Annotated in this window: 18 protein-coding genes; 4 read left to right on the top strand and 14 right to left on the bottom strand. The window is 51.1% G+C overall.

Going from position 1 to position 23,882, the window contains the following annotated elements:
* Nucleotides 1-15: 15 nt before the first annotated feature.
* The 7 genes from QOL41_RS08400 to QOL41_RS08370 all read right to left on the bottom strand — a co-directional run bounded on the left by QOL41_RS08400 (nt 16) and on the right by QOL41_RS08370 (nt 11,415).
* Nucleotides 16-4,449 carry an acyl-CoA dehydratase activase gene (locus QOL41_RS08400; RefSeq protein ID WP_283429393.1) on the bottom strand — a complete coding sequence of 1,478 codons (4,434 nt, stop codon included), beginning with the start codon at nt 4,447-4,449 and terminating at the stop codon, nt 16-18.
* 84 nt (nt 4,450-4,533) lie between these two features.
* A complete protein-coding gene (locus QOL41_RS08395) occupies nt 4,534-5,025 on the bottom strand; it encodes a phosphatidylglycerophosphatase A family protein (protein WP_502846878.1) in 492 nt (163 codons plus the stop codon).
* Between the two features lie 114 nt (nt 5,026-5,139).
* Nucleotides 5,140-5,346, bottom strand: coding sequence for a hypothetical protein (locus tag QOL41_RS08390; protein WP_073054201.1), 207 nt, complete (start codon nt 5,344-5,346; stop codon nt 5,140-5,142).
* A 131-nt stretch (nt 5,347-5,477) separates the two neighbouring features.
* Nucleotides 5,478-7,214 carry an EAL domain-containing protein gene (locus QOL41_RS08385; protein WP_283429391.1) on the bottom strand — a complete coding sequence of 579 codons (1,737 nt, stop codon included), beginning with the start codon at nt 7,212-7,214 and terminating at the stop codon, nt 5,478-5,480.
* Between the two features lie 114 nt (nt 7,215-7,328).
* Nucleotides 7,329-7,910: a TIGR01440 family protein gene (locus QOL41_RS08380; protein ID WP_283429390.1), complete on the bottom strand. Its 582-nt coding sequence runs from the start codon at nt 7,908-7,910 to the stop codon at nt 7,329-7,331.
* Between the two features lie 182 nt (nt 7,911-8,092).
* A complete protein-coding gene (gene guaA, locus QOL41_RS08375; protein WP_283429389.1) occupies nt 8,093-9,928 on the bottom strand; it encodes a glutamine-hydrolyzing GMP synthase in 1,836 nt (611 codons plus the stop codon).
* Nucleotides 9,929-9,948: 20 nt separating this feature from the next.
* A complete protein-coding gene (locus tag QOL41_RS08370) occupies nt 9,949-11,415 on the bottom strand; it encodes a leucyl aminopeptidase family protein (protein ID WP_283429388.1) in 1,467 nt (488 codons plus the stop codon).
* Nucleotides 11,416-11,577: 162 nt separating this feature from the next.
* On the opposite strand from QOL41_RS08370, the gene QOL41_RS08365 reads away from it, so the two are divergent.
* Both QOL41_RS08365 and QOL41_RS08360 read left to right on the top strand, forming a co-directional pair.
* On the top strand, nt 11,578-12,597 hold the full coding sequence (locus tag QOL41_RS08365; RefSeq protein ID WP_283429387.1) for an outer membrane beta-barrel protein: 1,020 nt from the start codon (nt 11,578-11,580) through the stop codon (nt 12,595-12,597).
* A 3-nt stretch (nt 12,598-12,600) separates the two neighbouring features.
* On the top strand, nt 12,601-13,572 hold the full coding sequence (locus tag QOL41_RS08360; protein ID WP_283429386.1) for a calcium/sodium antiporter: 972 nt from the start codon (nt 12,601-12,603) through the stop codon (nt 13,570-13,572).
* A 380-nt stretch (nt 13,573-13,952) separates the two neighbouring features.
* On the opposite strand, the gene QOL41_RS08355 is transcribed toward QOL41_RS08360, so the two are convergent.
* The 3 genes from QOL41_RS08355 to serS all read right to left on the bottom strand — a co-directional run bounded on the left by QOL41_RS08355 (nt 13,953) and on the right by serS (nt 18,082).
* Nucleotides 13,953-15,197, bottom strand: a complete 1,245-nt coding sequence (locus QOL41_RS08355) for a spore maturation protein (RefSeq protein ID WP_088628438.1) — start codon at nt 15,195-15,197, stop codon at nt 13,953-13,955.
* Between the two features lie 69 nt (nt 15,198-15,266).
* On the bottom strand, nt 15,267-16,616 hold the full coding sequence (locus tag QOL41_RS08350) for a hypothetical protein (RefSeq protein ID WP_283429385.1): 1,350 nt from the start codon (nt 16,614-16,616) through the stop codon (nt 15,267-15,269).
* Nucleotides 16,617-16,795: 179 nt separating this feature from the next.
* On the bottom strand, nt 16,796-18,082 hold the full coding sequence (gene serS / locus QOL41_RS08345; protein ID WP_163439063.1) for a serine--tRNA ligase: 1,287 nt from the start codon (nt 18,080-18,082) through the stop codon (nt 16,796-16,798).
* A 210-nt stretch (nt 18,083-18,292) separates the two neighbouring features.
* Here serS and QOL41_RS08340 point away from each other — a divergent pair, with 210 nt between their 5' ends.
* Complete coding sequence (locus QOL41_RS08340) at nt 18,293-19,438, top strand: PHB depolymerase family esterase (protein WP_283429384.1); 1,146 nt, start codon at nt 18,293-18,295, stop codon at nt 19,436-19,438.
* Between the two features lie 63 nt (nt 19,439-19,501).
* Nucleotides 19,502-20,014, top strand: coding sequence for an LPS assembly lipoprotein LptE (lptE, locus tag QOL41_RS08335; RefSeq protein WP_173654625.1), 513 nt, complete (start codon nt 19,502-19,504; stop codon nt 20,012-20,014).
* 190 nt (nt 20,015-20,204) lie between these two features.
* Here the strand turns inward: lptE and QOL41_RS08330 are convergent, their stop codons facing one another.
* The 4 genes from QOL41_RS08330 to QOL41_RS08315 all read right to left on the bottom strand — a co-directional run bounded on the left by QOL41_RS08330 (nt 20,205) and on the right by QOL41_RS08315 (nt 23,877).
* The gene (locus tag QOL41_RS08330) at nt 20,205-20,699 is read right to left on the bottom strand and encodes an NUDIX hydrolase (RefSeq protein ID WP_173654624.1); all 495 of its coding nucleotides are present in this window, start codon (nt 20,697-20,699) and stop codon (nt 20,205-20,207) included.
* 4 nt (nt 20,700-20,703) lie between these two features.
* Entirely contained in the window at nt 20,704-21,345 is a 642-nt protein-coding gene (locus QOL41_RS08325; protein WP_283429383.1) for a hypothetical protein, read from the bottom strand.
* 114 nt (nt 21,346-21,459) lie between these two features.
* Nucleotides 21,460-22,551, bottom strand: coding sequence for a 3-isopropylmalate dehydrogenase (gene leuB / locus QOL41_RS08320; RefSeq protein ID WP_283429382.1), 1,092 nt, complete (start codon nt 22,549-22,551; stop codon nt 21,460-21,462).
* A 51-nt stretch (nt 22,552-22,602) separates the two neighbouring features.
* Nucleotides 22,603-23,877 (bottom strand): endo-1,4-beta-xylanase, encoded by a 1,275-nt coding sequence (locus QOL41_RS08315; RefSeq protein WP_283429381.1) that lies wholly within the window; start codon nt 23,875-23,877, stop codon nt 22,603-22,605.
* Between the last annotated feature and the right edge of the window lie 5 nt (nt 23,878-23,882).

The following is a 23,882-nucleotide window of genomic DNA, read 5'->3' as shown; positions in this document are numbered from 1 at the left end:
ATTATATAATTGGGGTTAGGCTTGATTTGCTTTTTCTAGTTCACGTGCGTTGATGATGAGCATCTGCAGACGGTTTTCGATGTTCGCGAAGCTCGTATCCGGATCGTAGTCGAGACTCAGAATCTGGATATGCGGGCAACGTTCCTTGACGGCCTTGGTGAGGCCGCGGCCACTGATGTGGTTTGCAAGGCAGGCGAACGGCTGCAAGATGATGTAGCTGTTGATACCATGCTGCGAGTTGTACAGGATTTCGCCCGGAATCAACCAACCTTCGCCAGTGTTGTAGGTCGGGTCGATGATGTCGGAAACATAGTCCTTGAGTTCCACGCAGTCGGCATGGTGTTCGTACAGCTTGAACTTCTGCATGGACTTGCGAGCGGTTTCGACGGCATGCGTATAGACCTTGGCCGTCACGCCGCCTTCCACGCGGTCCATAATCGGGTTTGCCGAGAATCCGCGTTTGATCTTTTCGGCTCGAACAACTTCGTCCACACGGAAGAAGTCCGTCATGCCTGGCAGGTAGACTTCCATGCCGTTCTTCATCAGGTAATCTTCGACGAAGCCGTTGGCACTCGGGTGGTAGTTCATGAGAATTTCACCGAGCACGGCAACGCGCGGCTTGCGGATACCCTTCTTGCGTTCTTCAGTGATTTCGATAGCGTTGAATGCATCGATGCACTGTTCGAATACTTCGATGAGCTTGGAGGGGCGTACAAGCTGTGTGGTAGAAAGGTGGCCTGCAACGCCGATTACCTTCGGCATCCATTCGTTGTAAACCTTCTGGGTGTCGCCTTCATGTACTTCGTACGGGCGGACTGCACGATACATGATTTCGATGGCATCCATGGTCACGAGGCCCCAAAGCATGTGGAGGCGGAAGTCGAGACCCAGCTGGAAGCCCGGGTGCATGCCCTTGTAGTCGACACCGGTCGTAATGATGGTCACATCCTTGAATCCCGCTTCATCCAAAGCCTTACGGGCGAGTACTGCGTACTGCACGGCGCGGCAGTTTTCGCAGTTCTTGGCAAGGCACATGGAAACTTGGTTCTGCGGAACTTCGGGGTGATCGACGAGCCAATGGAGGGCTTCGCCAATGTTCACCTGGCAGGGGAAGCAGATGTCGTTATGCACGTACTTCTTGCCGAGTTCGATTGCCTTCTTGTCGGCGACCGGCAGGTATTCGGCGATGAATCCTTCGCGCTTCATGTATTCGCTGGCGAGTACGGAGAAGGCGGGGGAGAGGTTCGGCGTCAGAATGCGGCGGCGGGTCTTGTCTTCGGGCAAGAACGGTGTATGGAACAGCGGTTCGTTGCTTTCCGGCTTGTCGGGCAGGTTCGCTGCACGGCGGGCCTTCACGGTTTCGATAAAGCTCTTGATACGGATTCCCACGGGGCCGCGGGCATCGCCTTCGTCGAGCTTCAGCATGAGCATTTCCTTGTTGGAATCAAGGTGCAGCATGCGCATCATTTCGTCGGTCAAAATCGAGTCATGTCCGCAACCGAAGCTTACGATCTGCGCAAGTTCGATGTTCGGATCCTTCGCCGCAATCATGGTCGCACCGATCATGCGCAAGTGGAAGGTGTTCTTGATTTCGATACGGGTGTGGCTCGGTACATCCTGGTCGTAAACGCCCGGGAGCGATTCGGTGGTAAGCACCGGAATGCCCATGGCGGTAAAGTGGCTTGCGATGTTGTGGTTGATGAGCGTGTCCGCATGGTACGGGCGGCCTGCAATCACCACGGCAAAAGAGTTCTTTGCGCGTACATCGTCCAAAATCTTCTGGCCTTCTTCAAGGAGCGTGGTGCGGTAGCTGTTGAGAGCCTTTTCACCTTCGGTCACTGCCTTGTCCAAAAGCTTCTTGTCGAGCTTCCAGTGTTCGTGGAACCAGTCAATGGTCTGGCTACGACGGAGCTTGGCGTTGAACCAGTGGAAAATCGGCTGGTCCATCGGAATGCCGTAATTCTTTTCAGGTTCGTCGGTGTTCTTACACACGTTCGGGTAGGCCTGCACCACCGGGCAAACAGACGTTGCCGTGAACTTGGTGTGGTCACTTGGCACAGCAACCATCATCGGGAAGAAGATTCGGTCGACCTTCTTTTCAATGAGGCTAAGCACGTGGCCGTGCACAAGCTTTGCCGGGAAGCACACCGTGTCAGAAGGCACGCTATGGAGGCCGGCTTCGAACATCTTGTAGTCACTCTGGCGGCTCACCACGACGGTGTAACCAAGGCTTGTAAAGAAGGCCTTCCAGTAGGGGAGCGATGCCCAGAATTCGAGAGCACGCGGAATACCGATGGTCTTGCCGTTGTTTTCAACGAGTTTGGCCGGAGCGTAGTCCTTGACCAGGAGCTGGTTCGTGCGCTTGATCATGTCGGGCACGGACTGCATCTTCTTGTTGATTTCGGCAATGAGAGCCTTGGTCTTCGGATCGTTCGGGTCGGCTGTGACTTCGCCGCGTTCGCAACGGTTACCCGTCACGAAGCTCTGGCCGTCGCTAAAGGTCACGATGGTACGAGAGCAATGGTTGGTGCAGTACTGGCAGAGCTGGCCCGGCTGGTTGTGCCAGCTGAAGGTCTTCATGGCTTCAAGACCGATGAACTTGGTCTTGAGTTCCGGTTCGGTCTTGCGCTTTTCTTCCATGAACTTCTTGGTAAGGAGGGCAATACCGATAGCGCCCATTTCGCCCGGACGTTCCGGACGGATAGGCTTGAGGCCGGTGTACTGTTCGAAGGCGCGGAGCACCGCGTTGTTCTTGAATGTACCGCCCTGCACCACGACCTTCTTGCCGAGGGTATTCAGGTTACGGATACGAATCACCTTCGTAAACACGTTGTTGATAATGGAGCGGCAGATACCTGCAATAATGTCTTCAGGCTGCTTACCGTCGCGCTGTTCGGTGATGATGGAACTGTTCATGAACACCGTGCAACGGGAACCCAACTGCGAGGGGCTCTTAGCGTTGAAGGCGAGTTCAGCAATCTTTTCCATCGGAATGCCGAGCGAGCGGGCATAAGTTTCGATAAAGGATCCGCAACCCGAGGAGCAGGCTTCGTTCAAAATGATACCCGTCACCACGCCGTCCTGCACGGAGATGGCCTTCATGTCCTGGCCACCAATGTCGAGGATAAAGCTTACGTCTGGGCAAATCTTCTGAGCGGCGTTGGCGTGAGCGACCGTTTCCACCGTGTGGAAGTCGGCATGCACGGCCTTAGCGAACAGCTGTTCGCCGTAACCTGTGGTACCTACGCCCAAAATGTTGAGCTTGCAGCCATATTCTTCGTAGCGGTCCGAAAGTTCATTCAAGGCGTTCTTGAGCACCTGCAGCGGTTCGCCGTTGTTGCTTGCGTAGAAACCGTCCACGATGTTTTCTTGTTCGTCCATGAGCACGAACTTCGTGGTGGTAGAGCCTGCGTCGATACCCAGATACACGTTGAGCGTAGAGCCCGATACGGGCTGCGGGTAGTGGTTGCCGGCCATCTTGTGTTCTTCGAGGAACATCTTGTATTCGGCTTCGTTTTTGAAGAACAAGTCGGCAGCGGCCTTGGCCTTGTTTTCGGCCTGGCGGGTTTCGTTAAAGTGGATGAGGGCGTCGAGAGAGCCATCCTTGCGGTAGAAGCATTCCTGGTCGGCGAACATGGAACCCAAGGAAAGGGCTGCACCCATGGCCACAAGCACTTCGGAATGTTCCGGCACAATAGCCTGCTCGTCATTAATACCCAAACGTTCCTTGAACGCACGCACGAGAGTCGGGTTAAAGGTCAGCGGGCCACCTTCGAAAATCACAGGCGGCTTGATTTCCATACCCTGAGCAAGGCCACCGATGGTCTGCTTGGCAATGGCATGGAAGCTGGAAAGTGCGATGTCTTCCTTGGCGATGCCGTTGTTCAGCATCGGCTGGATGTCGGTCTTGGCGAACACGCCGCAACGGCCCGAAATTTCGTAAACCTTCTGACCGCGCTTTGCGAAGCCTTCGAAGGCTTCGGTCTTGATGCGCAGAAGTTCGGCCACCTGGTCAATAAATGCACCCGTACCGCCGGCGCACACGCCGTTCATGCGCATGTCCGAGGCGATGAGTTTGCCGGTGGTCTTGTCCTTTTCGAAGAACACTACCTTTGCATCTTGTCCACCGAGTTCGATGGCAACCCTAGATTCCGGGTAAGTTGCACGTACAGCAAGGGCATTTGCCACCACTTCTTGTACAAAGAAGGCGTGAGTGGCTTCGGCAAACGGCTGACCGCCGCTACCGCAGAAAGCGACCCTGAAATTCTTATCGGGGAAAAGTCCATGCGCCTCGCGCAGCACTTCGAAAACCTTCTGTGCCTGCATAGCGTTGTGGCGCTGGTAAGTATAATGCAAAAGTTTATTGGTCTCTGGATCGACGACCGCAATCTTCACGGTGGTGGAACCTACGTCCACGCCGACCCATAAATCGTTCTTCAAATTGCTCATAGTGGGCGTAAAGATAGAAAAATGTAAACATTTTACACCCCCAATTATCGCCTAAAATCGTATAAAAACGAAAAAATCGTCGAATTAAGTAAGCGCGACGACAAGCACTAATCCAAGATAGAGAACGATTCCTGCGTAGAGACCGCCGAGCAAGTCATCGGCCATTACGCCCCATGCTTTGGGGAACTTTTCAAATCGGTGGATGCCGAGCGGTTTCAGGATATCGAAAAAGCGGAATAGGGCAAATGCGATGGCGAGAATCCAAGGCTGAGCGAGAATAAATTCCGTTGGAATGAACGCGAGAGCCATGAATATTCCGCAGACTTCGTCAATCACAATCCAGCCGGGGTCTTCGGTGGCGGTATCTTTCATCGCTTTGTTCACGAACGGAATTGCACCGAAGAAAACGATAAGTGCCGCACAGATAAAGAATAAATTAAAACACCAACCGAAATTAACACTTCCGACCATATAGTCGGTTTGTCCAAGAGGTTCTTTTGCTGCAAAAATAGCCATGGGGTAGGCGACAATAGTAGCGGCCAAACTTCCCATGGTTCCAGGAGCTTTGGGCGACATGCCCGAGCCAAAAAAGGTTGTTATGAGAGTAGACAACAAATCAGTACCCCGCCACTCACGGGGTACACGCTTTTTGCCGTATTTCTCTTTAAGTTCCTCGCGGTTCACGAGAAATTAGTTGTCCTCATATTCGGAGCTGCCCCAGCCGTCGAGGTCACCTGCAGCACGGCCAAGAGTTGCACCGCCGAGGATTTCGTCGATACCCTTGTCTTCGGAATCGTCGTCCTCTTCTTCGAAGATGGAAGCTTCTTCCATTTCGAGGTCGTCGTTCGGAATAATCGGATCGTCATCCAGCGCGTTCTTGCTCTTCTTTCCAGCCATATTTTCTCCTTGGTAAAGGCGTTTTCGTATTCTTTAACGCTATATTATAAAATTTTTCGGAAAAAAGTAAATTTTCCCCAAAAAAAAGTGAAAAATTTTGCACATTTTTATAGTTTGTGCGTTTTTTTGCTCTATTTTTTCGCTGACAAGACCTTAATGACGAACGCGTAGGCAATTTTGTCGCCCATTCGGGTCAAGAAACGAGCTTTGCTTACAATTTTAACGTCACCGAAATCTTCGAAGAATTCGACAATTTCGTGTGTTTCTTCTGAATGAATGAGTCCTTCATAACGTTTACGAAGGATTCCTGGGTCGTTTTTGTGTAAACGGTTGAGAACTTCGTCTGTGGTATCGGCTCCGAATGTCCTCATCACTTTCTTGAAGGCGTTGTTCACGAAAATAAATCTGTATTTACGGTTTTCACCTTCAATAATGGCAATCGGGATATCGCTTGCAATTTCGAGCTTGTGTTCGCGGAGCGGTGTGTTGTCCAGGAAGTTGATGCGGCCAATTTCGTCAAAGTAATGGCGTTCTTCAGGGCTCTCGTTTGTTTCGAAACTGCAGAGCTCCGCACGCTTTGTGTGGTAATCTTCAAGCGGAATGGGTTTGTAGAAATAGTAACCTTGAATGAGTTCGCAGCCGATACGCTTCAGGAATTCGTACTGTTCCTCGGTTTCGACCCCTTCGGCAAGCGTATGGATGCCGAGTTTTTTCGCCATATCGACAATCGAGGCGATAATCACCCTTGACTTCGGGTTCTGGTCGAATGTGCGCAAGAAATTCATGTCGATTTTGAGGAAATCAAAATCGTAGATCTGCAGGTTGTTGAACGAACTGAATCCGGAACCGAAGTCGTCTAGCCATACCTGGTATCCGTCATCACGGAATTCCTTGATTGTCTCACCAAGGCTTTTCTGATCCGAGGCAAAAGCGCTTTCGGTGACTTCCAACACCAGGTATTCCTTGGGAACGTTGTACTTGGCAACGACCCTGTCAATGACGCTCTTGATGTCGCTTAATTCAAAGTCAAGTCTAGAAAGGTTGACCGAAATGGGCTGGTAGGCGTATCCGCTATCGATGTCGTCACGAAGGTCCTTGCATGCTTGTTCGATAATGTAGGCGTCTAACTTGTGGATCAGGTGGACTTTCTCAAGAACATCGATGAAGATTAAGGGGGAAATCATTCCTTTTACGGGGTCAATCCAGCGGGCGAGGGCTTCGTATCCGCATACCTTTCCGGTAAGGGCGCGAACCACGGGCTGGTAATAGACATGGAAGTAGCCTTTTTCGAAAGCTTCTTCAAAATGGTCCAGCACATATTGCTTTTCTTCTAGCTTAATCTTGAGGGCATCATCAAAAACGGCGTATTCTTTATTGAAAATGCCGTGAACCTCGCGACAGGCTAGGGATGCTCGGTCCATCATCACGATGGGCTTTTGCGGTGAGCCGTCGGAAACGTAGATGCCCGCCTTGATCTGATTTCTAAGTCCGCCTTCGAAGCGTCCCATTACCAGGTTTAATTCTTTGATTCTGTCGGCTATATCTTCGATAGCGAGATTTAGGCTGATGACTACAAGATGGTCTGCGCCGGCTCGTAATACGTTTTCACCTTCAAAAATGCGCCTGAGTTCGTCCCTAAACTTGCACAGGTAGGCGTTTCCGCCCGGGTAAGAAAATCTTTGGTTAATCGTCTTGAAGTTCATTACGTTAAAGAACGTAATGGTGGATTTATGAAGCGGGTAGAAGTTTGGGTCTCTTTGGGTTTGTGAAAAGAACCAAGCCGTAGTATCTAGGCCTGTAATGGGGTCTGTTTTTTCAAGATTTATGTTACCACGATTTAAGTCGGGACCTTCTTGCATAACAAACATTTTCTCCTTATCTCGAACTCAATTTAACTAAACGAGACGAAAAAAGGGGCTTTTCCTTGAAAAAAGTCCCTTTTTATTACAATTTTCTTACTCCAAATTGGAATATTTGAATTTCTATTTCATTGTTTCGTCGTAGTGGGCGCGTTCGCCGCCAATGAATTTTGGGCGGGTGCGGGCCGCAATCAGGATTGCCTTGCCGACATGAGTTTGCTGCATGTGCAGGGGAACGGCGACTTCTTTCAGGTGCATGCCGATAAGCGTGCCGCCGATGTCGAGGCCTGCGTCTGCCTTGATATGCTCGAGGGCAACGGGATGCTCGAATGCTCCGTAGCAGGCGGTGGCGAACGAGCCCCCGGCCTTGGGTTGCGGAACTACGTTCACAATTTCGGCGTTCGGCACGGCCGCGCGCTCAATGATGATGGCACGGTTTAGGTGCTCGCAGCACTGCGCAGCAATGTAGATGCCGAGTGGTTTGAATACAGACTGCAAGCCCTCGAAAATGGCCTTGCCAACTTCGGGCACAGAATGGCTACCGATGTCGTTTCCGAGAGTGGAACTCGTGCTGCAACCGATAACCACGATATTGCCTGCCGTGAGGCGGGCCTTTTCGACAACTTCCTTCGCGGCGTTTTGTGCGTCGTTACGAATTTGTTCGACAAGGTTCTTGTCGTCTATTTCGTATGTAATACCAGCCATGTCTTACTCCCATTGCGCTTTCACTTTGTTCAAGCGCGTGTTCGCGCGGCTCGGTCATGACAAAAGCAATTTTTTGTCGCGACACTCGCCTTATTGACGCTTACGCCTACGGCTTCAGCGTCTGCTTGTTCGCCTCGGTCATAAAAATGAGCAAGCTCATTTTTGCGACACTCGGCTCCGCGCTACTCCCACTCGATAGTTCCGGGCGGCTTGTGGGTCACGTCGTACCACAGGCTGCCTGCGCCTTCGGCTTCGAACTTGCGCCAGAGTCCGGCGAGCATTCCCTGGTCGATTTCGGCGAAGTTTGCGGTCATGGCTTCGGTGGAGTTCACCGGGCGCATCACAATGCAGGGCTTGTTTGCCGTGCGGAGCGGCACGAGCACGACCGGCATCTGCCAGATCTTTTCGTACAAATCATTTGCCTGCAAGAATTCAGTACAAATGTTGTCGAACTTGCGGAGCGTATCGAAGTTTTCGCGGGTGGCGTACTGTTCAACGAGCTTCGGATCTTCATCGGCGACGCTACCAATCTGGTAGATGACGCGGTTGATTGCCTTGAAACGGTTGGCAAGTTCAGTAGAGAACTTTTCGCAATCCTTCCAGCTAAGGCCCGGAGTGGTGATGAGGAACGGCTGTGCGTAAGTACGGCCATCGCCCTGCACGCCCACGCTCTTGATGGGGAGCATGCGGCCTGCAATGTTGTTTGCCTTCAGGTAGTCGGCGAGGCTGTTGCCTGCGGTGTCCTTCACGTCTTCGAACTTGACCATGTCATCGGAGAGCTTGCCTTCGCTGCAGAGCAGACGAACGCCGAGGCCCGGACCCGGGAACGGGTGACGCCACACGAGGTTGTGCGGAATGCCGAGCTCTTCACCGAGGGCACGGACTTCGTCCTTGTACAGGTCGGCCAGCGGTTCGAGCACGAGTCCCTTTTCCATGAGGTCCAAGACTTCCTGGACGCGGTTGTGGTGCGTCTTGATCTTGTCGGCGTTCTTGGTGCCGCCGCTTTCGATGGTGTCGGGGTAGATGGTGCCCTGCGCCATCATCCACTGGTTCGGATCGAGGTTGAGTTTCGCCATTTCCTCGTCCTTCACCGTCAGGAATTCCTTACCGATGATGCCGCGCTTGGTTTCCGGCGCAGTCACGCCTTTGAGCTTTTCAAGGAAGTGTTCGCTGGCGTCGCGGACCTTGAGGTTGTTCATGCCTTCCTTCGTGAGGAAGTCCATAATCTTCTGGGATTCGCCGAGGCGCATCATGCCGTTATCCACATGCAGGCCGAGGACCTTTTCCGGTCCGAGCACGCGGTTCAAAAGAACGAATGCTACGGTGGAGTCTACGCCGCCAGACACGAGCAAGAAGACCTTGCGGTCCTTGACCTGGTCCTTGATTCTCTGCGTGATGAGCGGTAGGTAGCTCTTCATGTTCCAAGTTTTCTTGGCGCCCGTGAAGTCGATGAAGTTTTCGAGCAACTTCATGCCGAACTTGCTGTGTGTGACTTCCGGGTGGAACTGGATGCCGAAAATCTGGCGTTCGGGCTTGTCGCTGTCGAAGGCGACGGCGGCGATTTCGCAGTCCTTGGTGCTGGCCACAATCTTGTAGCCCTCGGGGAGCTTGGTGACTTGGTCGCCGTGGCTCATCCACATGGGGGAGGCCTTCGGGAGGTCCTTCAAAATCGGGCACTTCTCGTCGCCCACGATAAGGTCGGCGATGCCGTATTCCTTGACCTTGCCCGGTTCCACGTGACCGCCCAACTGCTGGGCGATGAGCTGGTGACCGTAGCAGATGCCAAGCTTCGGCACCGGGAGGTCCAAAATTTCGGGATTGTATTCCGGGGCGTCGGCCGCGTACACGCTGGAAGGGCCGCCACTGTAGATGATTCCCTTCACGCCTTCCAGTTCAGAGACCGAGGCGGCAGGGGAGTGGATTTCGGTAAACACGCCCAAGCGGCGCACACGGTTAGCAATCAGGTGGGCATACTGCCCGCCAAAGTCCAAAACGGCAATCGTATCAACGTTTTTCATACAATTCCAAAGATAGAAATTTACTCAGCGCAACTCATTTCGCGGGCAAGTTGAATCAAGGTCTGCACGCCAAATCCGGTTGCGCCGTATTCGGTGTACTTCCAGGCCTTGGTCACGAATGCCGTGCCGGCGATGTCCCAGTGCGTCCAAGCGGTATTTTCGGGCACGAATTCCTGGAGGAACAGGGCGGCAGAGATTGCGCCTGCGTCACTTCCCGTATTCTTGAGGTCGGCGAACTTGTCCTTGAGGGCATCGGCGTATTCTTCTTCGAGCGGCATGCTCCAGAATTTTTCGCAGCAGGCTTCGCCGCAGTTAATCACCTTGAGGCCAAGGTCGTCGTCATTGCTGAAGAATCCAGTGACAGCGTAGCCGAGGGCGCGGACCATGGCGCCCGTAAGGGTGGCGAGGTCCACGATGTGCGTTGCGCCGATTTCGCCGGCTTCGGCAAGTCCGTCGCTGAGAACCAGACGGCCTTCGGCGTCGGTGTTGTCGACCATGACGGTCTTGCCGTTCTTGGCGGTAAAGATATCACCCGGGAGAACCGACTGATTGCCGATTGCATTTTCGGCGAGGCAGCAGACGGCGCTCACGCGAATTGGGAGTTTGAGTGTGGCGATAGCCTGAATGGCGGCGAGCGCGGTCGCGGCACCACTCATGTCGCTAATCATTTCGGGCATGGATTTAGGCGGTTTCAGGCAGAGGCCGCCCGTATCAAAAGTGAGGCCCTTGCCGACAATCACCAAGTGGTCCTTGGAGGTGCGCTTTGCAGGCTTGTATTCGAGCGTAATCATGTGCGGCTCGTGAGAGCTGCCTTTGCCAACAGTCACGTGGCCCATGAAGCCTTCCTTTTCGAGCTGCTTCATGTTGCGAACCTTGATGCTCAAGCCTTCGGTGTACTTGGCAATGGTCTTTGCGCGTTCCACGAATTCGGCGGGGTAGAGGTCCGATGCGCTTGTGTTGATCAAGTTCTTGGCAAGCGTCACAGCCTTCTGTTCCACGGCCACGTCTTCGGCAATCTTCTTGAAATCCTTGACGTGCTCGCCAGCGACGATTTCGTAGGTCACCTGGAAGTTCGGCTTTTGCTTGCTCTTGTAGGCGTCAAACTTGTAGTCGGCGTAATGCAGACCATGCAAAATGGCTTTGAACTGTTCATCGGCGGCATCGGCTAGGAACAGGCTCACGCAGGGAACCTGCTTTTTCATGGCGCGCTTGGCTAGGCGGTAGGCGGCCATGCGCAGGTGGTCGAGGGCAGAAAGGCCGCGTTCCTTGGCTGCATTTACAAAGAAGGTGTTGCAACCATCAATTTCTAAGTATTCAAGATCTTCGAAGGGACCGTCATTCATGCCCTTCAGAATTGCTTCTACCTGTTCTTCGCCTTCAGGGGAGAGAACCGTGGAAAACTGGATAGATTGCTTGACAAAAAAGAGGGCGTATGCCTTATTGTCGACGTTTTTGAGATTTTCAGAGGAAACAATATTCAGATTCATGCTATAAATTTAGATAAAATGAATAATTAACAAGGATTATCTGTAGCCTTCATTTTTCATTTTATCGCTCAATGATACGATTTTGTCCTGTTTTTGGCCTTTAAACAGCTCTTTTAATAAAAAAATATGCTATAATAAACTTCAAGAAAATGGAGGCTCAATATGAATCGTAAACTTACTGGTATTCTCACCGTTCTCGCCTTTTCGGCAATGTCTTTCGCTCAGGATGCGGCCCCTGCCGCTGCGCCTGCTGAAGAATCTGCTCCTGTTGCAGTTCGTGGAGCCGAAACTGCTGCTCCTGCTGAACAGGCTGCACCCGTTGCAGAAGCCCCTGTTGAACAAGCCGCTCCTGCAGCAGCTCCCGTAAGCACAGTTGAAGAACCTGCCGTGGTTGTTGCTCCGAAGGCCGTTCGTAATGCCGATTCGGACGCCGATAGAACGGCTGCCTCCGCAAGGGCTGTTGAACAGTTCCGTGATGCAAGAAATGCGGTTCTTTACGAAACGGTCTACACCCGTGATGATGGTGTTCCTGTTCGTACTGTTTATGTTGCTCAGCGTGAAGGTAAGGATACGGTCACTATGGATGAACTTAGGGGCCTTTATCCGATGAAACTTAAAGTCGGTGCTCACGGCTCTGTTGGCGCTTACCAGTTGTCGGGTAACGATTGGGATGGCGACCAGTACAGTGGCTTAAGCTGGAGAGCGGGTATCATGTCGATTATTCCGCTGAACCAATATACGATGGGTATCAAGCTTGGCGTTCTTTATGAACAGAGTAAGGCTAGTGAATCTTATTATGTTAATGACGTTCCGACGAACTTCAGATTCAGCCAAAAGAAAATCGATGTCCCGGTTTTGTTCACCTTTAAGGCTGCATCTTCGAGAATATACTTCGACCTCGGTGTCGAAATGTCTATCCCGCTGTATGACAAGCTCCGTATTTCTTACACCGACAGTAAAGATGAAAAGCATACTAGTCGAATTGACATGATGGATGAATACCGTACTAGCGCCGATTGTGCGTTTGTCTTCGGCTTCTCCGTGCTTGCAAATGACTATCTTTCGCTTGATGTTTCTGCAAACCTCGGTGTGTCCGACTTGTACGACGGCCATCTTAAGTACATGAACTTGAACTTGGATGCGTCTTCGCTCAATCTCGGAATTACCGTTTATCCTTTTTAATATATGATTCTTGCAATTGTTGCTGTAATTGTTGGCTTAGCTGTTCTCGTTTGGAGTGCAGATAAATTTGTGGATGGAGCTGTTGGTATCGCCGAATATTGCGGCATGTCAACACTCCTCATAGGAATGGTAATCGTAGGCTTTGGAACCTCTGCTCCGGAGCTTACGGTTTCTGCTATATCGGCCTCCCAAGGGAATCCCGAGCTTGCGCTTGGTAACGCCTACGGTAGCAACATTGCAAACATAGCCTTGATTCTTGGCGCTACGGCTTTGATTTCTCCGATTCTAATGCAGCGCTCCGTGATTCGCGGTGATTTGCCGATTTTGATTGCGGTGTCGATACTTTCAATTGTGCTTGTGTGGGATGGAAGCGTGGTGCGCTGGAATGGCGTGCTTTTGCTGGTCGTCTTTGCGCTTGTAATGGGTTACAGCATTTGGCGTGAATTGAAGAAAGCGAAAGCCGAGGCTTCAAATTCTGCTGAAGATGAATCTGCTGGAAACCAGGCTTCGCTGGGCAAGTCTATTTTGTGGCTTGTTCTGGGACTTGCTCTGCTGGTTGCTAGTTCACGAGCCCTTGTTTGGGGCGCTGTTGAAATTGCCCGTACGCTTGGTGTGAGCGATCTTTTGATTGGTCTTACGATTGTTGCTATTGGTACGTCGTTGCCGGAACTTGCTAGTTCTATTGCCGCGGCCCGTAAGGGCGAAAATGATTTGGCTCTTGGCAATATCATTGGCTCGAATTTGTTCAATACGCTTGCGGTAGTTGGCCTTGCAGCAACCATTTCTCCGATGGATGAAATTGAAAAGGCTGTCACGTATCGTGACATGCCTTTAATGACTGCTTTGACGGTTGCCTTGATTGTGCTTGGCTTTAGGCGTAAAGGCGATGGTCGTTTGAACCGCATTGCCGGCGCTATTCTCTTAGCTATCTATGCTGGCTATCTTGCCCTGCTTATAGCTCAAGCGAAAGGCTAATTTTTTTATTGTCACACGGATGAACTAAAGTACTAAATGCTAGGCTCAGTTATAGGTCTGCAAGCAGACCTGCAGCATTCGCCTTACGCATTTATCGGATTTTACTAACGTAAAATCTGTTTGATAAAATACTTATCAATAAAAATTTTTTTTATAAAAAAGCCTTGAAAAAACGTTAGTTTTTAGTTCATAGAACTTAACTCAACTAAAACAAAGGCTCTTGTTTAGTTTCGTATATCGAATCCGTATGGTGTATAAAGATTCTTGCTATACGATACTCTGTTTGTTGTTGTTCAAGCTAGAACATAAAAAAATGAAGAATTTTCTTTCTTCATTTTCTTTCGTCTCTCGTCTGTAGGTGCGTAGCACCGTCCTCAAGTCTAATTAGGTGGGAAGAACAGGTAGGCGATTGCGATTGCGGCAATCACGCCTGCAGCATCAGCAATTAAAGCGCATGTGACTGCATGGCGAGTCTTTTTAACTCCAACTGATCCAAAGTAAACGGCGATAATGTAGAACGTCGTATCTGCTGCACCCTGGAACATGCAACTCAGGCGACCAGCGAAACTATCCGGTCCAAGAGTCTTCATGGCATCAATCATCATGCCGCGGGCACCGCTACCGCTCAAAGGTTTCATGATGGCGGTGGGGAGTGCGGGCACGATATCGTTACCGACGCCGCAAAGACCCAAAATCCAAGAGACTCCGTTCAGTAACAAATCCATTGCTCCGCTTGCACGGAATACGGCCACGCCCACAAGAATGGCAACCAAGTTCGGAATAATCATGACGGCGGTGTGGAATCCGTCTTTAGCGCCTTCGACAAAGGCTTCGTAGGCTTGCACCTTCTTGTACACGGCAAGTCCAAGGAAGGCGACAATAATTCCAAATAAGGCAATTCCGCTAATCAAAAGGCTGGTGGTGCCAATAGCTTCGGCGCTCAGGTGGCTGAAGTACACCATAATCGAAATAACGCAGGCCGAAAGTCCGGCGAGCCAGGCCACTGTGACAGGGTCTTTGAGCTTTACTTTCTGGAAGAAACTGAGTGCGAAAATACCGGCCAAAGTGCTAAAGAATGTTGAAAGCAAGAGCGGCAAGAACACATCGCTTGGGTTTGCGGCTCCCATTTGGGCGCGGTAAGTCATAATGCTCACCGGAATCAGCGTAAGGCCGCTGGCGTTCAGCACAAGGAACATAATCTGGGAATTGCTTGCGACGGACTTGTCTTCGTTCGGATTGATTTCTTGCAACTGCTTCATGGCTTGCAGACCCATGGGGGTGGCGGCGTTATCGAGTCCGAGCATGTTGGCACTGATATTCATGAGCATGGTGCCAATCACAGGGTGGTTCTTCGGAATCTCGGGGAAGAGCCTGCTGAACAGTGGCGAAACAATCTTTGCGAGAATTTGGACTGCGCCCGCTTTTTCACCAATCTTCATGATGCCAAGCCAGAGCGAAAGAATGCCGGTAAGACCGATGGCGATTTCGAATGCGGTCTTGGACATATCGAAGGCACCGAGAATGGCTTTGTTGAAAATTCCAGAGTCGCCAAAAGCAATCCACTGGACCATACAGGCGACAAATGCGCCAAAGAAGAAAACGAGCCAAATAATATTTAAAACCATGTCGAGAAAAATAAAAAAAGGCGAACCTTTTATTTTCAAAGGTTCGCCTTAAATCCGTTCTAGACGTACTTAGAACATGAAGAAGATGCCGAGGTTGCCAACGAGGCCACTCCATGCGGCAGTGCCCAGGTTGTCAGCAATGGATGCTTCGATGACCAAGTGGTCGTAGCTGAAGCGGAGACCGGCATTAGCGTTAGTCGTGTTGGTACGCATCGAAATGACGGAGGTGTCATCATAGTTGGCTCCAGATTCTTCAGATTCGGTATGGTAGTCAATGACCTTCCATTCGAAGGCTGCACCACCGAAGAGGATCCAGTGTTCGCCGAGGGTCATTTCAGCAAGCAGGTTCGGAGTAGAGAAGAGACCGAAGTCGTAGACGTTTGTGCTGTTGTCGCCGTTTTCGATTTCGTCGAAAATGAAGATCGGCAAGCGAGTATTCAAGCCAACGAACACCTGAGCGTTTTCAGCAACAAATACCGGGAGCGCGAAGTTGAAGCGCGGCTGGATGAAGAGGAATGCATCGTTGTTGGTGGTTTCAACGGTGTTCGGACCGGCCTTCTGGCGACGGTCACTCTTTTGACGCAAGAAGTCGAGGCCAGTAGACCAGGCAAAGTTCGTTGCGGAAGGACCGTTAGAGAGGGTCACGCTAGCACCGAGATCCCAGTAGTCCGGATCATTTTCGGTCTTGGCACCATCGTCGTTGGTTTCAACATCGACTTCCTGTCTGAAGGTGAGCCAGTAGACGTTTGCAGTAATGTCGAATGCACCGAGCGGGGCACCGAACTTCACGTTGATGTAGTCGCCAGCTTCAGTGACGGAGCGATCTTCGGTGTTCTTGGTGTTGCCGATTTTTTCTTCGTCGGACTGCCAAGCCTTATCGATTGCGATGTCGACTGCGACACCGAAGGCCGGAGTTGCGATACCAGCGGTGAACAGGCCCATGGCAACATACGGATCATCCGGGTGAGAAATGCCAGCCGGCAGCGGATCACGAGAAATGTTGTTGTCGAAAGCAACCAGGTAAGTCATAGCGCCAGAGCTGAGTGCGAGATCAGCTTCTTCGCCAGACGGTTCGATGTAGATAAGCTTGCGGCCGTACATCTTATAGACGGCGTTCATGTCGCCACCGATCGTGGAGGCGCCGAGTTCGTTGCCCTGCAGGTTGTATGCGTTGCCGTGAAGAACTTTGAAACCTGCAGCAGACGGTGTCGGAACACTTTCAGAAGCGGCAGGAGCTTCGAAGCTGGTGGTAGAAGAGGTTTCTGCTGCCGGAGCAGGGGCCGGTTCCGGTGCCGGAGCGGCAGGGGCTTCTTCCTGAACACTTTCGGTAGAAGAAGTTTCGTATTCGTCATCATAGTCCTGAGCGACTGCAGCAGACACTGCGAGCGCGGAGACGACAGAGATAAGCTTAATGTTCATACAATTCTCCTTTGGAGAGAGGTTGGGGGGATTTTAAGCAAAAGATAATAAAATGGTTATGGCACTGCAAGCCATAACCATATACTTTGTATTTAGCCTTCAATACGAGTGTATTGAAAAATTTTACTATGTAAAACTACTTTAATAAAGTTTGTTTTTTAGTAAAATAACTTTTTCGATTACTTCTTCGGTTCAATCACTTCCATGCCACCCATGTACGGACGCAGCACTTCAGGAATCTTGAGCGAGCCATCTTTCTGCTGGTAGTTGTCGCAGATACCGACCATCACGCGCGGGGTAGCAAGGCCAGAACCATTCAGCGTATGAACGTAAACGTTCTTGCCGCCGATTTTGGTCTTGATATTTGCGCGGCGAGCCTGGTAGTCTTCGAAGTTGGAGCAGGAGCTGACTTCAAGCCACTTCTTTTCGACCGGAGCATAAACTTCGAGGTCGTAGCACTTGGCGGCACCGAAACCGAGGTCACCCTTGCAGAGTGCCAAGCGGTGGTAGGGGAGGCCGAGCTTTTCCAAAAGCATTTCACCGAAGCGGGTGAGTTCTTCGTGGTCTTCGTAGCTACGATCCGGATGAGCGAAGTAAACCATTTCAACCTTGTTGAACTGGTGCAAGCGGAGAAGACCGCGAGTGTCCTTGCCGTAGCTACCAGCTTCGCGGCGGAAGCAAGCAGAGTAGGCGCAAATGCGCTTCGGAAGTTCAGATTCCGGAATCACTTCGCCGGAGTAGAGGTTGGTCAGAGGCACTTCTGCAGTCGGGATGAGGAACAGGTCGTCGTCCTTGTCGCAGCGGTACATGTCTTCTTCGAACTTCGGGAGCTGGCCCGTGCCGCGCATGGTATTGCGGGTCACCAGGTACGGCGGCGTGAATTCTTCGAAGCCGTTCTTCATGTGTTCATCGAGGAAGAACTGGATGAGGGCGCGTTCGAGGCGAGAGCCCCAGCCGCGGTAAACCGGGAAGCCGGAACCAGAAATCTTGGCGCCGCGTTCAAAGTCAAAAATGCCGAGGCGTTCGCCGAGGGTCTTGTGGTCCACGCGGGCGAAGTCATCGTTCTTGGTGTAGTAGTCGGCGGGAATCGGGCCGTCTTTTTCAACAACGTTGTCCGAGCTGTCCTTGCCTTCCGGAGAACGCGGAGCGATGTTCGGCACGTGCATGAGCATTTCGGTCTGCTTGTAGTCGAGGTCCTTGAGCTTCTTGTCAAGTTCGTCGATCTTGTTGCCGAGTTCACGCGTGGCGGCCTGAGCTTCGTCAGCGTTTTCGCCCTTCTTCTTGAGTTCGCCAATGCGCTTGGACTGAGCGTTGCGTTCGCTCTTGAGGCGTTCGACTTCGGTGAGGAGCGGGCGGCGTTCGTTATCGACAGCCAGCACGTCACGAAGGCTTACGGTCGTATATTTCTTTTCGGTTTCAGCAATATAATATTCCGGATTTTCGCGGATTTTCTTAATGTCAAGCATTTTATGCCTCGGTTGGAAAAATTTTACGCGGAAAAGATAGTTAATTCGGGATTCTGATTTCGAAATTCGAATTTCAAAATGCAGAAAAAAGGAGTGCAAATTATTTTTCTGTGTTGTCTTTTGCAACAACACAATTGAATCGTGGAATATTTTAATCCTATTTTTTCGGTATATATTATCCCTAGGTATTATATACATAGGGAGTGAAAAATGAAATACTTGTTACCAATTTTGGCAGCAGCGTCGATGTCTTTTGCTCAATGGGGCGGCTGGGGCGGAGGCGGTGGTGGAAAATCCATCAATGACTATAAAAAGGTGTCTGTTTCGGGCCGAGATGTCTACGTCTATGCTCCGTCCGGTATCGCCGACAATAGTCCGTTGCTCATGTCGTTCCACGGCATGGACCAGGATCCCAATTATCAGCAGTCCAATACCCACTGGGAAGCCGTTGCCGATACGGCGGGCTTTGTTGTAGCCTATCCCAAGGGCGCAACGGGTTACGGCACCTGGGATATCAGCGGTGACCAGGATACCAAATGGATTACGCAGATTATCGACCAGTTGGCCAACGACTACAAGATCGACAAAAAGCGCGTGTACATGTCGGGCTTCTCCATGGGTGGCATGCTCAGCTACCATGCCATGGGTAAGATTGCCGACAAGATCGCTGCCTTTGCTCCCTGCTCCGGCTACCTGATGATGGGAGCCGGCACGGCTCAGCGTCCGGTGCCTATTTTCCATACTCACGGAACCAGCGACAACGTGGTGGGCTATGATGGTCTCGAAAACAACCTGAAGAGCTACCGCGACCAGTTCAAGTGCCCGTCTCAGGCGGAAGTCAAGAGCAATCACCCGAACAGCGAGAACAGGGCTACGCTTTACACCTGGGGCCCGTGCGAAAACGGCATCTATGTGAAGCACCTGAAGCTCGAGGGTCGTCAGCATAGCCCCTCCAAGGCTGATGTTTCGGATATCTGGAACTTCGTGAAGCAATGGGACGTGAATGGCCTTATCAGTGATAAGCCTGAACCGGAATCTTCTTCTAGCGTCGTTGCCTCTTCCTCGTCTGAATCTCCGAAGTCTTCTAGCAGCGAAGCTCAAAAGCAGTCGTCTTCTAGTGAAGGTACTGAAGCTTTGGCCTTAGATGCTAGCATGGCATCGGTCTCTGTCTACAAGTCTTCTGACAACGGCATTATGGTTTCCAATGCGGAAGGCAAGTCCATTATGGTGTTCAACAGCCTCGGCCATCTTGTTCGTACTACCCGCGGTACCGCAAACGCTCGGAAGGTCTATACCGGAGCTAAGGGCGTGTACATTGTGAAGGTCGGTTCTAGGACGTTCAAGACATCGCTCTAAGATTTAGCCTAATTGTTGCCTAAAAGACACTCCCTCTGGGAGTGTTTTTTTTAAATTTGCAGTATGCTTTCAAAGAATCTGTCTCGTTTGATGTATTTGGTCTTGGTGGCTTTTGTGGCATGCCTCTTGTCTGGCTGTTATAGCTTTACGGCGTCTACGCTTCCGAGTCACATCAAAACGGTCAAGATTCATGAAGTTGACGACAAAACGCTTGATCCGGTGCTTGCAAACAATATTCGCGAGGGCGTTGTCGAAATGTTTCGCAAGAATGCGGGCGGTGTGCGCCTTGTTACCGGCGATGCCTCGGCAGACTTCGAGATGACTCTTTTGAGCTACACGAACAAGCCTGAAAACTATACAAGCAATAGCGATGTCGAAACTTACCGTGTGACCATTCGCGTGAGTGTCAAGTTCTTTGATAACGTGAAGGAAAAGGTCATTTACGAATCTAAGTCGCTCAGTGCTGAAGGCACCTACGACGTTCAGGCGAACGAGACTGAAGACCGTCATGGTCAGGCCCGAGCCATTGAAAAACTCCAAAATCTGATTATCACTAATGCTCTAGCCAAGTGGTAATTGCTGGGTAAAAAAATACACCGCCTTTGATTAAGTCGCTGGCGGTGCTAGGGGTTGGTTTGGAGTATTAATAAAGATAGTTCTTTTTACGTTAATAGTTTAATACAATCACGTAAAATATTTTTTCACAAGGACTTACATACTTAATTTGCCCTAAATTGGGGCATTTTGACCCATTTTTTTAAGAGGGTCATTTTCCTTGTGTGACCCCGCTCACAGTCACGGGTTCTTCGTTTAGCAACGCTTCGGTCAAGGTGCTGCCTTTATAGGTTAGTTTGAGCGAAAAGAACGGCTCTCCGCGTTCGAGTAACGCCAGGAAAATCAAGTCGCCATCCCAGTGGGGGAGTTTTGCCACGTTTTCCTTGGGGACCCATTCGAGCGTGCCTTCGTCGCATTCTTTGAGTTCACCGGTGAATTCGGTTGCTGTAAACAGGTGCATGAATTCCGTTTGATCCATGCCGTCGCTAATGAAGGTGACTATCCCTCTGTATTTGGGGCGAATCAGCGTGAGGCCCGTTTCTTCAAGTGCTTCGCGCTTGATACAGTCCTCGGGAGATTCCCATTCCTCGAACTTGCCGCCAATGCCAATCCACTTGTCTTTGTTGATGTCGTTCTTTTTCTTGACGCGGTGGAGCAGCAGGTACTTGCCGTCTTGTTCGATGTAGCAGAGGGTGGTGTTGAGCATAATTTTATTTTGTATAAGTGTAAGTCAAGCCGATTGTCCAGCGTTTTTTATCCGAAAAATCGATGAGTCCAAAATGGCTTTCTACAGCAAATCGGTGTTGTCGAGTTCTAAAGCTGATATACGGACCAATGCCGCATTCAACATTAGAGAAATCTTCTTGGGTCAGGTGCGCAATCCAGAAGTTGCGTGAAATGTATTCTTCAACGCCAATGCGCAGGTGATCGCCGATGGGGAGTTGTTGAATAAATGAGAATCCTCCTGAAAACAGCTCGAATACAAATAAAGTCAACTCATCGAGAGTTTCTTCATCGTCGGAATCGCTTTCGGTGGCTTCGGAACTGTTATCTTCGTCATCGGCATAAAGGGCGGTAAAAGCAGCGAGCCAGATGGTTGAAACCCAGCCTTTTATGGCTATGTACTTGTTGCCACCGCCGGCATGAAAATATGGAGACGGAAGCAAGCCCCAGCCTACAACATAGCCTGGCGAAACGGCGGTACTCTTTTCGAATCCAACCGGCAAGTCCCATTCATCGGCGGAATGACTATATTTAATGTGTTGAACTTTAACAGAATAACTCGACGAATTGTTTCCGTCATAGCTTTGTTCCAAGGCTTCCATAAACGCAGTAGAGCTAGGAGGGTGCATAGAGCATCCTGCCAAAATCAAAAGTGCTATTGCGTATAGGAGTATTCTCATTTTTTTGATAAAGGGTTCCCTTTTGCGGGAACCCTTAAAATTTAAATATATTGGGCTTTTTAATTAGCCGAGAGCTGCGATGATAGCGTCACCCATGCCGGTCGTGCCGACCTTGGTGCAACCTTCCTGGTAGATATCGCCAGTGCGGTAGCCCTGAGCGATGACCTTTTCGCAAGCAGCTTCGATAGCCTTTGCTGCTTCTTCTTCCTTGAAGGTGTAGCGGAGCATGAGGGCCACGGAGAGGATCTGGGCGAGCGGGTTAGCGATACCCTTGCCTGCGATGTCCGGAGCAGAACCACCGGCCGGTTCGTACAGACCGAAGGAACCTTCGGCGATAGAAGCGGACGGGAGGAGGCCCATGGAACCCGTGAGCATGGCGCATTCGTCGGTGAGGATGTCGCCGAAGAGGTTCGGGCAGAGCAGCACGTCGAATTCGCGCGGGCGCTTGAGGAGCTGCATGGCGGCGTTGTCCACGTAGAGGTGTTCGAGAGTCAGTTCCGGATAGTCCTTGATGACTTCGTTCACGACTTCGCGCCAGAGCACGCTCGTGGTGAGCACGTTGGCCTTGTCGATGGAGGCAACCTTCTTGTTGCGGAGCATGGCGGCGTCGAAAGCGAAGCGGGCAATGCGTTCGACTTCGTAGCGGCTGTACTTCATGGTGTCGAAGCCGATTTCTTCCTTGGAGCCCGGAACGCCTTCGCGGCCCTTCGGCTGGCCAAAGTAAACGTCACCCGTCAGTTCGCGGACGGTGAGGATGTTGAAACCGTCACCCACGATGTCAGCGCGGAGCGGGCAAGCGCCTGCGAGTTCCTTGTAGACACGGGCCGGGCGGAGGTTGCAGAAAAGCTTGAAGTGCTTACGGAGCGGCAGAAGTGCACCGCGTTCCGGCTGCAGGTTCGGGGGGAGGTGTTCCCACTTCGGGCCGCCCACGGAACCGAAAAGAATACAGTCAGAAGCTTCGCCCAGCTTGAGGGTGCTTTCCGGCAGCGGGGAACCGCTTTCGTCATAGGCGGCACCACCGACGTTTGCCCATTCGGCGTTCACGTCGAAACCGAACTTCTTGGAAACCACGTCCAGCACGCGGACAGCTTCTTTCATGACTTCGGGGCCGATACCGTCGCCCGGAAGCACTGCAATCTTGTAATTCTTGCTCATTGTTAATCCTTGGTTTAAATTTTGACCAAGGCAAAGATAGAAAAATTGCTTCTACCGTGCAATCCGCACTTGCTTTACTGAGCCGTTCTTGACGGAGCGGAGCATGTAGATGCCTTGGACCTTGATGTCGCTGGTATTCTGGAGCACGGAAACGGCCTCGTCCATGGTGTAGGCGCGCAGGCGGCCAAGGCGGACCCCGTTCAGGTCAAACACGTCGTATGCCTGGAGGGTATTCGCTTGCAGGTGGAGGCTGCTGCCGATTGAAATCGTGGAATCCGCGATAGTCGAATCCCTTGCGGTGGTATCTTCCTGAAAATTGAAATACTCCTTGAGCCAGGTCATTGCCGGGCGGTCTATGCCATCCCTGATAATGCCGGAACACCCTTGTTCCCTTGCGTTGCAAGATGCCCATGTCTTGCCGTAGATATAGCCCCAAAGGGTAATGCCAGCAATATGCTCCTCTTCCATGAAGAGGGGGATTTGTTCTGAATAGCATCTTTTCTGAATTTCATCGTCCAAAGTCGCAATATCGTATTCGGTAATGAACAATGGAATCTGCGTACTGTCTATAATTTCTTGTAGGTATTTTTTTAGGATATTGAAGTTGAGACAGTTTGTCGGGCTGGAGCCCGTAGCCATTAAATCATGTCCTTGCATTCCGTAGCCGTCGACTGGCGCACCGTTCTTTTTGATGGTATTGATAAGATTTATTCCGACATCTCTTTGCCATTGGAACGTATTGTAGTCGTTGTAAATGAGGATCGCCTTGGGCCAGCGCTCGCGAGCCATCTTGAAGGCTGTAGTGACGAAATTGTAGTCGCCATCGTTGTCACCGCCTAGGGCATCGATAAAGAGATTGCCTCTACCGAATCCAGAGTGGTACTGGTTTGTCGCTGATCGGCCAGCCTCGGTTACCACATCGATCATTTCTAGGTCGGGGTAATGCTCCGCGACAGCATCAAACCAGGCGGTAATGGCATCCTTGGTTTCTTCAACATTAAGTTGACTGACCCAACCTGGGTAGCGTGAGCCCCGTACGAGTGTGTTGAACTTGAATAGGACTCCGTTCTCTTTTGCCCAGTTGTAAATCGCGTCGCACTTGGAAAAGTCGAATTCGCCACGAGTCACTTCGATTTGGACCCACAGGCATTCGTATTCAGGGGTAATCTGGTTCCAGTATTTCGCGAAATCAGACGGGACTTCGCCATCAACCGGAATGTTGCCGACGAACTTTGCCGCACCGTCGGCAAGGCCGGGGCCGGCAAATACACCCGTAAATGCGTATAAAAGCGCAAGAGTGACAATTTTTAAAATTCGAGAAGTCATAGTTA

Source organism: Fibrobacter sp. UWB10 (genome assembly GCF_900182935.1).
Lineage (GTDB): Bacteria > Fibrobacterota > Fibrobacteria > Fibrobacterales > Fibrobacteraceae > Fibrobacter > Fibrobacter succinogenes_O.
This window is presented reverse-complemented; position numbering and strand designations above follow the sequence as displayed.

Coding starts and splice junctions, on each gene's coding strand:
- QOL41_RS08400 (WP_283429393.1), bottom strand. CDS start 4,449: ATGAGCAATTTGAAGAACGATTTATGGGTCGGCGTGGACGTAGGTTCC.
- QOL41_RS08395 (WP_502846878.1), bottom strand. CDS start 5,025: ATGTCGCCCAAAGCTCCTGGAACCATGGGAAGTTTGGCCGCTACTATT.
- QOL41_RS08390 (WP_073054201.1), bottom strand. CDS start 5,346: ATGGCTGGAAAGAAGAGCAAGAACGCGCTGGATGACGATCCGATTATT.
- QOL41_RS08385 (WP_283429391.1), bottom strand. CDS start 7,214: ATGTTTGTTATGCAAGAAGGTCCCGACTTAAATCGTGGTAACATAAAT.
- QOL41_RS08380 (WP_283429390.1), bottom strand. CDS start 7,910: ATGGCTGGTATTACATACGAAATAGACGACAAGAACCTTGTCGAACAA.
- guaA (WP_283429389.1), bottom strand. CDS start 9,928: ATGAAAAACGTTGATACGATTGCCGTTTTGGACTTTGGCGGGCAGTAT.
- QOL41_RS08370 (WP_283429388.1), bottom strand. CDS start 11,415: ATGAATCTGAATATTGTTTCCTCTGAAAATCTCAAAAACGTCGACAAT.
- QOL41_RS08365 (WP_283429387.1), top strand. CDS start 11,578: ATGAATCGTAAACTTACTGGTATTCTCACCGTTCTCGCCTTTTCGGCA.
- QOL41_RS08360 (WP_283429386.1), top strand. CDS start 12,601: ATGATTCTTGCAATTGTTGCTGTAATTGTTGGCTTAGCTGTTCTCGTT.
- QOL41_RS08355 (WP_088628438.1), bottom strand. CDS start 15,197: ATGGTTTTAAATATTATTTGGCTCGTTTTCTTCTTTGGCGCATTTGTC.
- QOL41_RS08350 (WP_283429385.1), bottom strand. CDS start 16,616: ATGAACATTAAGCTTATCTCTGTCGTCTCCGCGCTCGCAGTGTCTGCT.
- serS (WP_163439063.1), bottom strand. CDS start 18,082: ATGCTTGACATTAAGAAAATCCGCGAAAATCCGGAATATTATATTGCT.
- QOL41_RS08340 (WP_283429384.1), top strand. CDS start 18,293: ATGAAATACTTGTTACCAATTTTGGCAGCAGCGTCGATGTCTTTTGCT.
- lptE (WP_173654625.1), top strand. CDS start 19,502: ATGCTTTCAAAGAATCTGTCTCGTTTGATGTATTTGGTCTTGGTGGCT.
- QOL41_RS08330 (WP_173654624.1), bottom strand. CDS start 20,699: ATGCTCAACACCACCCTCTGCTACATCGAACAAGACGGCAAGTACCTG.
- QOL41_RS08325 (WP_283429383.1), bottom strand. CDS start 21,345: ATGCACCCTCCTAGCTCTACTGCGTTTATGGAAGCCTTGGAACAAAGC.
- leuB (WP_283429382.1), bottom strand. CDS start 22,551: ATGAGCAAGAATTACAAGATTGCAGTGCTTCCGGGCGACGGTATCGGC.
- QOL41_RS08315 (WP_283429381.1), bottom strand. CDS start 23,877: ATGACTTCTCGAATTTTAAAAATTGTCACTCTTGCGCTTTTATACGCA.